This window comes from Mesorhizobium sp. M1409, assembly GCF_040317535.1.
GTDB lineage: Bacteria > Pseudomonadota > Alphaproteobacteria > Rhizobiales > Rhizobiaceae > Mesorhizobium.
Map to the genome: position 1 here is coordinate 1 of NZ_JAMYKV010000098.1, position 10104 is coordinate 10104.

Here is a 10104-nt window from a genome sequence, read left to right on the forward strand (position 1 = left end):
GAATCACAGACGATTCAACTTCTTCAACCCCTATCTGGCGCCTTCAAGAACTGCGCCGAAGCAAATGTGTGCGCACGCTAGCCCCCTGTGGGAGAAGGTGGATCGGCGCGTAGCGCCGAGACGGTTGAGGGGTGTTCCAGCGGAGTGAGGCGTTGGTGTCTTCTGGAATACCCTCATCCGACCGAGCTCCGCTCGGCCACCTTGCATAAGCGACGTTGTATGAAGTGGTCGTCTCGTAAGGGACGCCAACGGCCGGGTGGCCACCCGGCCGTTGGCGCCGATCGTCGGATCGCGGGCCACCCGAACCCGTGGGGTTAAGGAGAAGCAAGATCGCGATCGGCTCTTCATCGTGGCCCGGATGGTTGCTGGAACAACCTGGTTCGTATGCAAGGCAGGGACGACGAAGATGAATGAGACTAGCACAAAAACCGCCGGAATCGACACCAGCAAGAAGTCGCTTGATGTCGCAACCTACCCGACGAGCGAGAGGTTGCGCGTAGCCAATGCCAGAGACGGACATCAAGAGCTGGTTGCTTGGCTGAGTGCGCGTAAGATCAAACGCGTCGGCATCGAAGCCTCCGGGGGTTACGAACGAGCCGTCGCGGAGTATTTGCGCGAGCACGGCTTCGAGGTCGCTCTCCTGCAGCCGCGTCAAGTGCATGCCTTTGCCATCTACAAGCTGCGTCGTGCCAAGAACGATCGTATCGACGCCGCTCTCATCGCCGAGTGCGCTGCCAATCTCGGCGACCTGCATGAACCGCCAGACACCAGGCTGGCCGCGTTCGCTGAGCATCTGCTCTTCATCGAGCAGCTGGAGTACGATATCGCTCACCTCAAGACGCGGCGCGAGCACTTCACCACCAAGCGGATTCTCAAGCAACTCGAGCGTGACGTTCAGCGTCTGCAGCGGCGCCGCGAGGCCGAACTACTGCTCCTGCAGGTCGTCGTGTGCAAACACGATGATCTCGCTCGCCGGCTCGAGCTGATCGCCAGCGTCGATGGCATCGGCATACGCACCGCGCTCACCCTCGTCATCCTCTTGCCCGAACTCGGCAAGGTCAGTCGCGAGCAGATCTCTGCCTTGGTTGGCGTCGCTCCTTACGACGACGACTCGGGCGAACGTACTGGCGAGCGCCATATCGCCGGCGGTCGCAGTCGTGTCCGCCGAGCCCTCTTCAATGCCGCATTGCCCGCATCCCAGCGCTGGAACACCGCTCTGGTCGCTCTCTACGGCCGCCTTACGAACAACGGCAAGGCTCACAGGAAAGCCATCATCGCCTGTGTCAGAAAGCTCCTCATCTTCGCCAACGCCGTCGTCGAACGCGGCACTCCGTGGAGCAAAAGTCCACCCGCAAACCACACCGCCTGAGCTAATGGTTGCGCTTCTCCCACAGGGGGAAGGAAGAGCGCCCCTTTAATGCCCTTCGAACCCGATCAGCGTCCGCACCGGCACGCCGAGCGCTTCGAGCTTGGCGCGGCCGCCGAGGTCCGGCAGGTCGATGACGAAGCAGGCGGCGAGGATATCCGCGCCGATCTGGCGCAGCAGCTTGACCGCGGCTTCCGCTGTGCCGCCGGTGGCGATCAGATCGTCGACCAGGATCACCTTCTCGCCGGGCGAAACGCCGTCCTTGTGCATCTCCATCTCGTCCAGCCCGTATTCCAGGCTGTAGGCGACGCGCACCGTCTCGAAGGGCAGCTTGCCCTTCTTGCGGATCGGTACGAAACCCGCCGAGAGCTGATGTGCGACGGCGCCGCCGAGAATGAAGCCGCGCGCCTCGATGCCGGCGATCTTGTCGACCTTCTGGCCGGCATAAGGATGCACCAGCTCGTCGATGGCGCGGCGGAAGGCGCGCGCATTGCTGAGCAGCGTGGTGATGTCGCGAAACAGGATGCCGGGCTTGGGATAGTCCGGAATGGTGCGGATCGCGGCAAGCAGCGCGTCTTCGAGGGAGGATTTCATGGTTCGAGATTACCTGAAACGGAGGTTGTTGCGCGACAATTGTTCGATCGAACCGCAGCCCATCAGCTTCATGCCGCGTTCGATCTCGACCCGCATCTGTTCAAGCGCCCGTTCTACGCCGGGCTGGCCGGCCGCTGCCAGCGGGAACAGATAATAGCGGCCGACGCCGACGGCCTTGGCGCCGAGCGACAGCGCCTTGAGAACATGCGTGCCGCGCCGCACGCCGCCATCCATGATGACGTCGATCCTGTCACCGACAGCATCGACGATCTCGGCAAGCTGGTCGAACGCCGCTCGCGAGCCATCCAGCTGCCGGCCGCCATGGTTCGACAGCACAATACCGCTGCAGCCGATGTCGACGGCACGCCTGGCATCCTCCACCGACATGACGCCCTTGAGGCAGAACGGACCCGACCACAGCTTGACCATCTCGGCGACGTCGTCCCATGTCATCGACGGGTCGAGCATCTCGGTGAAGTAGCGGCTGATCGACATCGTGCCGCCTCCCATGTCGACATGCTCGTCGAGCTGCGGCAGCTTGAACCCTTCATGGGTGAAATAGTTGATCGCCCAGGCCGGCTTGAGCGCGAACTGCAGCATCCCGGCCAGGTTGAGCTTGAAGGGAATGGCAAAGCCGGTGCGCTTGTCGCGCTCGCGGTTTCCCCCGGTGATGCTGTCGACGGTCAGCATCATCACCTCTACGCCAACCGCCTTTGCCCGTTGCATCATCGCCCGATTGAGGCCGCGATCTCTATGGAAATAGAACTGATAGACCTGCGGGCCGCTGCTGATCCGGCGCGCCTCTTCGAGGCTGACGGTGCCAAGCGAGGAGACGCCGAACATCGTGCCATATTTGGCGGCGGCCTTGGCGACCGCGCGCTCGCCCTGATGGTGGAACAGCCGCTGCAAGGCGGTCGGCGAGCAATAGAACGGCATCGCCAGCTTCTGGCCCATGACCGTCACCGACATATCGATCTCGCTCACCCCGCGCAGGACGTTGGGAACCAGGTCGCAGGTGTCGAAGCTTTCGGTGTTGCGGCGATAGGTGACCTCATCATCTGCCGCGCCGTCGATGTAGTTGAAGATCGGCCCCGGCAGCCGCTGCTGCGCCATGCGGCGGAAATCTGAAAAGTTGTGACAGTCGCTGAGCCGCATCATCGAAATCCAAACATCGTGCCGTCGACAGTTCTTTCGTCAAGGATGCTGTGTGGCATACCACGGGGCGCCGTGCCAACGGACCTGTTCGACAGACCGCACCTGACCACCAGGTCGCCGGCTCCGTTCAGCAAAAAGGGCGCCCCTCGGCGCCCTTTTGCGATCGTTTGGCTTTGTGGCTTAATGTGCCACGCCTTCCCACACCTTGCGCTTGGTGAGATAGACCAGCGCGCCGAACAGCAACAGGAACACCAGCACGCGGAAACCGGTCTTCTTGCGATCTTCCATGTGCGGCTCGGCGGCCCACACCAGGAAGGCCGAAACGTCGCGGGAATACTGGTCGATGGTCTGCGGCGCGCCGTCATCATAGGTCACTTGGCCGTCGGAGAGCGGCTTGGGCATCTTCAGCGACACGCTGGACATGAAGTACGGGTTGTAGTGAGTGCCTTCCGGGATGACCATGCCGGCCGGAGGCGTCTGATCGTAGCCGGTCAGCAGCGAGTGGATATAGTCGGGGCCGCCCGCGTCGTACTGGGTGAAGATGTCGAAGACGAATTGCGGAAAGCCGCGTTCGACGCCGCGCGCCTTGGCCAGCAGCGACATGTCGGGCGGAGCAGCGCCGCCATTAGAGGCAGCGGCGGCCTCGTCATTGGCGAAGGGCGCCGGGAAATGATCGGACGGCTTGCCGGGACGGTCGAACATGTCGCCGGCGTCGTTGGGGCCGTCATGGATGGTGTACTCGGCCGACAGCGTCTTGATCTGGGCATCGGAATAGCCGAGGTCCGACAGCGTGCGGAAGGCCACCAGGTTCATCGAATGGCAGGCCGAGCAGACTTCCTTGTAGACCTTGAGGCCGCGCTGCAACTGCGCCTTGTCATAGGTGCCGAACGGGCCGGTGAAGCTCCAGCTCATTTCCTTCGGTTCGTTGATCGGGAAATGCGTTGGATTGGCCGCGTTATGTGCCTCTTCGGCGGCGACAGCCCAATTGCTTGCTGCCCCGGTGCCGGCGGCCACAAGGCCGATCAGCGCCAGCGAGGTGAGAATCTTTTTCATGCCAAATCCCCTTAGATTCTCTACCGGTCTGTCTTCCTGTTTGAGCATGATCTTGTCCGAAAACCGGTTCCCACTTTTCGGGATCATGCTCAGCCCTTAGTCTCTGGTGCGGCCGTGGCGCCCGCCGGATGTCCGACACCGCCCTTGTTCTTCTCGAGCACCGCTTCGGTGATCGAGTTCGGCAGCCTTCGTGGCGTCTCGATCAGACCGAGCACCGGCAGCGCGACCAGGAAGAAGGCGAAATAGACCAGCGTCGCCATCTGCGCCATGAACACATAGCTGCCTTCCGCCGGCTGCGAGCCCAGCCAGCCGAGCAGGACGGCATCGGCCACGAAGACCCAGAAGAACAGCTTGTACCAGGGCCGATAGACCGCCGAGCGTACCTTCGAGGTGTCGAGCCACGGCACCAGGAACAGCATGACGATGGCGCCGAAGAGGCACAGAACGCCGCCGAGCTTGGAGTTGATCGGCCCGATATTGAAGGTGATGGCGCGCAGGATGGCGTAGAACGGCAGGAAATACCATTCCGGCACGATGTGGGCCGGGGTCTTCAGCGGGTTGGCGACCGTGTAATTGTCGGGATGGCCGAGATAATTCGGCAGGTAGAAGACGAAATAGGCGAAGAAGAACAGGAATACGAGCATGCCGAACGCGTCCTTGATGGTCGCATAAGGGGTGAACGCAACGGTGTCGGTCTTCGACTTGACCTCGATGCCCGTCGGGTTCGACTGGCCGACGACATGCAGCGCCCAGACGTGCAGCACGACGACGCCGGCAATCATGAACGGCAGCAGGTAATGCAGCGCAAAGAAGCGGTTCAGCGTCGGGTTGTCGACGGCAAAACCGCCGAGCAGCAGCTGCTGGATCCAGTCGCCGACCAGCGGAATGGCCGTGAAGAAGCCGGTGATGACCGTGGCGCCCCAGAAGCTCATCTGGCCCCAGGGCAGCACGTAGCCCATGAAGCCGGTCGCCATCATCAGGAGGTAGATGATGCAGCCGAGGATCCACAGCAGCTCGCGCGGCGCCTTGTAGGAGCCGTAATAAAGGCCACGGAAGATGTGGATATAAACGGCGATGAAGAAGAACGACGCGCCGTTCGAATGCAGGTAGCGCAGCAGCCAGCCCGAATTCACGTCGCGCATGATCTTTTCGACCGAGCCGAAGGCAAGATTGCTGTCGGCCGTGTAGTGCATGGCCAGCACGATGCCGGTCAGCATCTGTGCGACCAGCATGATCGCCAGGATACCGCCGAAGGTCCACGCATAATTCAGGTTGCGCGGCACCGGATAGGCGATGAAGCTGTCATAGACCATCCGCGGCAGCGGCATGCGGGCGTCGAACCAGCGTCCGAGACCGGTTTTGGGCGTATAGGTCGAGTGTCCCTCGCTCATCGAAATATCCCCTGCCTCAACCGATAAGGATCTTGGTATCGGAAATGAACTTGAATACCGGCACTGCCATGTTCTCCGGCGCAGGGCCTTTGCGGATGCGTCCGGCCGTGTCGTAGACCGAGCCGTGGCATGGGCAGAACCAGCCGCCGAAATCGCCTTCCTGGCCGAGCGGAATGCAGCCGAGATGCGTGCAGACCTGAACCATCACCATCCAGGCTTCCTTGCCGGGCGTGGTGCGGTTGGCGTCGGTCGCCGGCGCGTCGGCCGGCAGGTTGGCGTTGCGGGCGATCGGATCCTTGAGGTCGCCCAGATTGACCGCCTCGCCGTCCTTCATTTCCTGTTCCGTGCGGTTGCGCACCACGACAGGCTTGCCGCGCCACTTGACGATCAGCGACATGCCCGGCGTCAGCGAGGCGACGTCGACCTCGACCGAGGCGAGCGCCAGCGTCGAGGCATCGGGACGCATCTGGTCGATGAACGGCCACGCGAAGGCACCCGCGCCGACCACTGCGGCCATGCCGGTGGCGACGTAGAGAAAATCACGACGGTTGGGATCCTGGGTGTCGGTTGCGCTCACGGGTGCCTGATCCTTTCGCCTCTTCCGTGCCGGTGGCTGAGCCTTGTTCCCGCTCGATTACGCCAACCCGACAGCGCATGGCGAACAGGCTTGCGAATTCCTCCGGCATTTGGACCTCGGTTTATGCGTGAAGCCCGTTTTTGTCCAGACGGATCAAGGCACAAGGGCAGATTGTCGCGGGCGTTCCGCGCAGCGATGGATTTGACGTGCTTGGCTAAATGTAGCAATATGTCTACATCTTCTCGACGGAGGTGCTGAAATGAACATCTCGACGAAGACGGTCACCATCATGTCGAGCCGTGAATTCAACCAGGACACGGCGCACGCCAAACGGGCAGCCAAGAATGGGCCGGTCATCATCACCGACCGTGGCAAGCCCTCCCATGTGCTGATGTCGATGGAGGAATATGAGAAACTGAAGGCCTTGGGCAGGCCAGAGAAACATAGAAGCCTCGCGGACGTTCTGGCCGATGATAGACCGGAAGCGGATTTTGATTTCGACATACCCGAACTCAAGAGCTTGTCCCTGCGCCCGCCCGAGTTCGACTGATGTATCTACTAGATACCAATGTCCTCTCCGAACTCAGGCGGAGAGACCGATGCGACCCGAACGTTCGGGCCTGGGCAGAAGGCCGAAATCCAGGTGAGTTTCATGTTTCGGCCGTCAGTATTCTTGAAGCCCAGATCGGCGCCCTCAGAGCGGAGCGAAAGGACAAGAGGAAAGGAGCGATTCTGCGCGCCTGGGTAGACGGATTGGTTGCCGAAATCGCAGAGCGCATACTGCCCGTGGATCTTGCTGTTGCGCTTCGCTGCGCGCCGCTCCACGTCCCGGATCCCAAGCCAGACCGCGACGCGTATATCGCCGCGACCGCGCTGGTCAACAACATGACGGTTGTGACCCGCAACACGAAGGATTTCGAAGATACCGGCGTGAAACTGTTCAATCCGTGGATACCGGCGAAGGGTTAGACGGCATGGCACATATCATAGACCGCGACACTTGGGCTGTTCGCGCCGACCGCTGGAAGGGCGATCTGCAATGCGGCGCCTACGGCTCCAACTCCTGCCTGATCTTCAACTACCTGCCCGATGTCGGCGGCGGTCCTCGGCTGCACACGCATCCCTACGCAGAGATCTTCATCATCCGTCAGGGCACCGGACTGTTCACGGTCGGCGACAAGGAGATCGAAGCTTCCTCCGGCCAGATCCTGATCGTGCCACCCAACACGCCGCACAAATTCACCAATCTCGGTCCGGGCCCGCTGGAAACGACCGACATCCACGAGAACGGCAGCTTCATCACCGAATGGCTTGAATAGACCATGATCCCGAAAAGTGGGAACCGGTTTTCGGAAAGATCATGGTCAAAGACAGAGTTATTTGGCGCCGAGCCTCGCAAGCACGGCCTTCGGGATGTTGTATTCGCGGATGACGGCGTCATGCCTACGCAAGCCGCACAGTTCGCGCTGGATGAAATAGCCGTGCACCGCCTCGGCCGCCTCCTTGAGCAGCCGGGCGCGCGGTTGCTCGTCGGCATTGTCGCGCAGCCTGGCCAGCGTTTCCTCGACCCGTTGGCCGGCACGGCCGAGCGCGGCCGCCTTCTCGGCGAGAATTTCATGGCCGAGCGCGTCGAAGGCGGCTTCGGCAGCGGTAGCGCCGGCTAGATGAGATGGCGGACGCAGGGACATTTCAGCCTCCTTTCCCGAAGACCATGCGGTGTGTGACGAATTCTTCGCCTTCCACGCGCTGAAAGCCAAGCCGTTCGTAGAAACCGAAGGCTTCTCGCGGCGCGCGGGTGTTCAGCACGGCGAAGTGGTGACGCGCCCTGTCGATAACGGTCTCGACCAACATCCGGCCAAGACCGGTGCGGCGGTGACGCATACTGACGAACAGGTGCCGGACCCGGCCGTGATCCCTGTCCTCGAAATATGGATCGATGTTCAGCCCGCACACGCCGACGAGTTCCCTTCCATGCCAGGCACCGTACAGCGCCTCGCCGCGGCTCAGGAACTTGTTGCGGCCGCTTGCCCAATCATCCGCCAGGCGCACCAGCATCCAGTAGCCTTCCGACCGGCTTTCCTGCCTCAGCGCGTCGAAGGCCGGCGTGGCTGGCCGGAGCCGCTTGAGCACATAGTGGACCCCGGGGCCGATCTCTGGGCTGACCTCTGGCGATTTAGCCATGGAGCTACTCCGCCGGACGTGTCTCTTCGAGCACGCTGTCCTCGTGATAAAGAAACCCGCCGGATTGCCGCTTCCACAGCCGCGCATAAAGCCCGTCTAGCACGACCAATTGGTCATGCGTGCCTTGTTCGACGATGCGGCCACTGTCGAGCACCACCAGCCGGTCGAGCGCGGCGATCGTCGAGAGCCGGTGGGCGATGGCGATGACCGTCTTGTTCTCCATCAGCCGCGTCAGATTCTCCTGGATCGCCGCCTCGATGTCGGAATCGAGCGCCGAGGTCGCCTCATCGAGAATCAGGATCGGCGCGTCCTTGAGGAAGACGCGGGCGATCGCCACGCGCTGGCGCTGGCCGCCCGACAATTTGACACCGCGCTCGCCGACAAAGGCCTCGTAGCCGGCGCGGTCCCTGTTGTCGCGCAGACCAAGGATGAACTCGTGCGCTTCGGCCTTCTTCGCCGCCGCGATCACCTCGGCGTCGGTCGCGTCAGGCATGCCGAGCTTGATGTTGTCGCGCAGCGAGCGGTGGAACAGGGCCGTGTCCTGGCTGACGACGCCGATATTGGCGCGCAGCGAATTCTGCGTGACATCGGAGACGTTCTGACCGTCGATGGTGATCGACCCGCCTTCCAGGTCGTAGAGGCGCAGGATCAGATTGGCGAGCGTCGTCTTGCCGGCGCCCGACGGCCCGACCAGTCCGACTTTCTCGCCCGGCCGCACGACAAGGTCGATGCCGTTGAGCACACCGAACCCCTTGCCGTAATGGAATTCGACGTTCTTCACCGCGATGCGCCCGCCGGCCACCACGAGCTCTTTGGCGTCGGGTGCATCGACCAGGCCGAGCGGCTGCGAGATCAGCGCCTTGGAATTTTCCAGCACGCCGAGGTTCCGCAATATGCTGTTGAGCTGCATCATCAGCCGGCCGAGCAGCATGTTGAGCCGCAGCACCAGCGACAGCGTGAAGGCGACCGCCCCAACGGTGATCGAGCCCTCGACCCAGAGATAGACGGCAAAGCAGCCGATCGCGGTGATCATGATGCCCGACAGCGTCGTCAGCGCCATGCGCACGCCGGTCAGCCGGCGCGTGAAGGGGCGCAGCGCGTCGAGATAGATGTCGAAGCCATTCTTGATGTAGTGGTCGTCGCCGTCGGCCGAGAACAGTTTCAGCGTCTGCACGTTGGAATAGGAATCGACGATGCGGCCGGTGATCATCGAGCCGGCCTCGGCGGTTTGCTCGGCATGCTTGCGGATCGCCGGCAGATAGAACTTGGCCAGCCAGCCGAAGGCGGAAATCCAGATCACCACCAGCACCGCCAGCCTGAGATCGAGGCCAGCGACCAGCGCCAGCGTCGTCACCGTGTAGACGATCATGAACCAGACGACCTCGATGAAGCTTTCCATCAGGTCGCCGGTCGCTTGGCCCGCCTGCCAGACCTTGGTGGCGATGCGGCCGGCAAAATCGTTCTGGAAGAAGGCGTAGGACTGGCGCGACACGTGCCGATGCGCCTGCCAGCGCACCAGATTGTAGAAGCCGGGCGTGATCGTCTGTTCGTCGACCAGCGCCGACAGGCCGACGACGATTGTGCGGATGACCAGCACGACCGCGATCATGAACACCAATTCAGGGCCGGCGGCATTCCACAATGCATGCCAGCTGCGCTCGGCGGGGAGCGTGTGGGGAATGTGGACCACCGGACCCCGGGAGGTTGAGAGGCCCCGCGCCGCCCCCGGGGCGCGGGCGGCGCGACGCCCACAAGCGGGGCAAGGGCGAGATTGGGGGGGGGCCGTT

At 62.4% G+C, this 10104-nt stretch carries 12 protein-coding genes; 4 read left to right on the forward strand and 8 right to left on the reverse strand.

Annotated features, from left to right (window positions below; translation table 11 throughout):
* Positions 1-406: 406 nt before the first annotated feature.
* The gene (locus tag NKG99_RS34570) at positions 407-1369 is read left to right on the forward strand and encodes an IS110 family RNA-guided transposase (protein ID WP_352873887.1); all 963 of its coding nucleotides are present in this window, start codon (positions 407-409) and stop codon (positions 1367-1369) included.
* A 45-nt stretch (positions 1370-1414) separates the two neighbouring features.
* On the opposite strand, the gene NKG99_RS34575 is transcribed toward NKG99_RS34570, so the two are convergent.
* The 5 genes from NKG99_RS34575 to petA form a co-directional block, all read right to left on the reverse strand.
* Complete coding sequence (locus tag NKG99_RS34575; RefSeq protein WP_352873889.1) at positions 1415-1960, reverse strand: adenine phosphoribosyltransferase; 546 nt, start codon at positions 1958-1960, stop codon at positions 1415-1417.
* A 9-nt stretch (positions 1961-1969) separates the two neighbouring features.
* On the reverse strand, positions 1970-3115 hold the full coding sequence (locus NKG99_RS34580; protein WP_352873900.1) for an alpha-hydroxy acid oxidase: 1146 nt from the start codon (positions 3113-3115) through the stop codon (positions 1970-1972).
* A gap of 180 nt (positions 3116-3295) precedes the next feature.
* The gene (locus tag NKG99_RS34585; protein ID WP_352873891.1) at positions 3296-4168 is read right to left on the reverse strand and encodes a cytochrome c1; all 873 of its coding nucleotides are present in this window, start codon (positions 4166-4168) and stop codon (positions 3296-3298) included.
* An 89-nt stretch (positions 4169-4257) separates the two neighbouring features.
* Positions 4258-5559, reverse strand: a complete 1302-nt coding sequence (locus NKG99_RS34590) for a cytochrome b (RefSeq protein WP_352873893.1) — start codon at positions 5557-5559, stop codon at positions 4258-4260.
* 16 nt (positions 5560-5575) lie between these two features.
* Positions 5576-6136: a ubiquinol-cytochrome c reductase iron-sulfur subunit gene (gene petA, locus NKG99_RS34595; protein ID WP_352873894.1), complete on the reverse strand. Its 561-nt coding sequence runs from the start codon at positions 6134-6136 to the stop codon at positions 5576-5578.
* A gap of 259 nt (positions 6137-6395) precedes the next feature.
* Between petA and NKG99_RS34600 the strand changes: the two genes are divergently transcribed.
* From NKG99_RS34600 to NKG99_RS34610, 3 genes are read left to right on the forward strand one after another with little or no spacing between them, the layout of a single operon-like run.
* Positions 6396-6686: a type II toxin-antitoxin system Phd/YefM family antitoxin gene (locus tag NKG99_RS34600; RefSeq protein WP_352873895.1), complete on the forward strand. Its 291-nt coding sequence runs from the start codon at positions 6396-6398 to the stop codon at positions 6684-6686.
* Positions 6686-7105 carry a type II toxin-antitoxin system VapC family toxin gene (locus tag NKG99_RS34605; protein WP_352873896.1) on the forward strand — a complete coding sequence of 140 codons (420 nt, stop codon included), beginning with the start codon at positions 6686-6688 and terminating at the stop codon, positions 7103-7105. Before NKG99_RS34600 ends, NKG99_RS34605 begins: the two co-directional genes overlap by 1 nt.
* A gap of 5 nt (positions 7106-7110) precedes the next feature.
* Positions 7111-7455, forward strand: coding sequence for a cupin domain-containing protein (locus tag NKG99_RS34610; RefSeq protein WP_352873897.1), 345 nt, complete (start codon positions 7111-7113; stop codon positions 7453-7455).
* A gap of 57 nt (positions 7456-7512) precedes the next feature.
* On the opposite strand, the gene NKG99_RS34615 is transcribed toward NKG99_RS34610, so the two are convergent.
* The 3 genes from NKG99_RS34615 to NKG99_RS34625 form a co-directional block, all read right to left on the reverse strand.
* Complete coding sequence (locus NKG99_RS34615) at positions 7513-7824, reverse strand: DUF6665 family protein (RefSeq protein WP_352873898.1); 312 nt, start codon at positions 7822-7824, stop codon at positions 7513-7515.
* Position 7825: 1 nt separating this feature from the next.
* On the reverse strand, positions 7826-8317 hold the full coding sequence (locus NKG99_RS34620; RefSeq protein WP_352873899.1) for a GNAT family N-acetyltransferase: 492 nt from the start codon (positions 8315-8317) through the stop codon (positions 7826-7828).
* Positions 8318-8321: 4 nt separating this feature from the next.
* Positions 8322-10104: ABC transporter ATP-binding protein (locus NKG99_RS34625; protein ID WP_502913720.1), on the reverse strand; the 1783-nt coding region annotated here is incomplete at its 5' end.

Bases quoted from the DNA above. Each gene is read 5' to 3' on its own strand.
- NKG99_RS34570 (WP_352873887.1), top strand. From the start codon at position 407: ATGAATGAGACTAGCACAAAAACCGCCGGAATCGACACCAGCAAGAAG.
- NKG99_RS34575 (WP_352873889.1), bottom strand. From the start codon at position 1,960: ATGAAATCCTCCCTCGAAGACGCGCTGCTTGCCGCGATCCGCACCATT.
- NKG99_RS34580 (WP_352873900.1), bottom strand. From the start codon at position 3,115: ATGCGGCTCAGCGACTGTCACAACTTTTCAGATTTCCGCCGCATGGCG.
- NKG99_RS34585 (WP_352873891.1), bottom strand. From the start codon at position 4,168: ATGAAAAAGATTCTCACCTCGCTGGCGCTGATCGGCCTTGTGGCCGCC.
- NKG99_RS34590 (WP_352873893.1), bottom strand. From the start codon at position 5,559: ATGAGCGAGGGACACTCGACCTATACGCCCAAAACCGGTCTCGGACGC.
- NKG99_RS34600 (WP_352873895.1), top strand. From the start codon at position 6,396: ATGAACATCTCGACGAAGACGGTCACCATCATGTCGAGCCGTGAATTC.
- NKG99_RS34605 (WP_352873896.1), top strand. From the start codon at position 6,686: ATGTATCTACTAGATACCAATGTCCTCTCCGAACTCAGGCGGAGAGAC.
- NKG99_RS34610 (WP_352873897.1), top strand. From the start codon at position 7,111: ATGGCACATATCATAGACCGCGACACTTGGGCTGTTCGCGCCGACCGC.
- NKG99_RS34615 (WP_352873898.1), bottom strand. From the start codon at position 7,824: ATGTCCCTGCGTCCGCCATCTCATCTAGCCGGCGCTACCGCTGCCGAA.
- NKG99_RS34620 (WP_352873899.1), bottom strand. From the start codon at position 8,317: ATGGCTAAATCGCCAGAGGTCAGCCCAGAGATCGGCCCCGGGGTCCAC.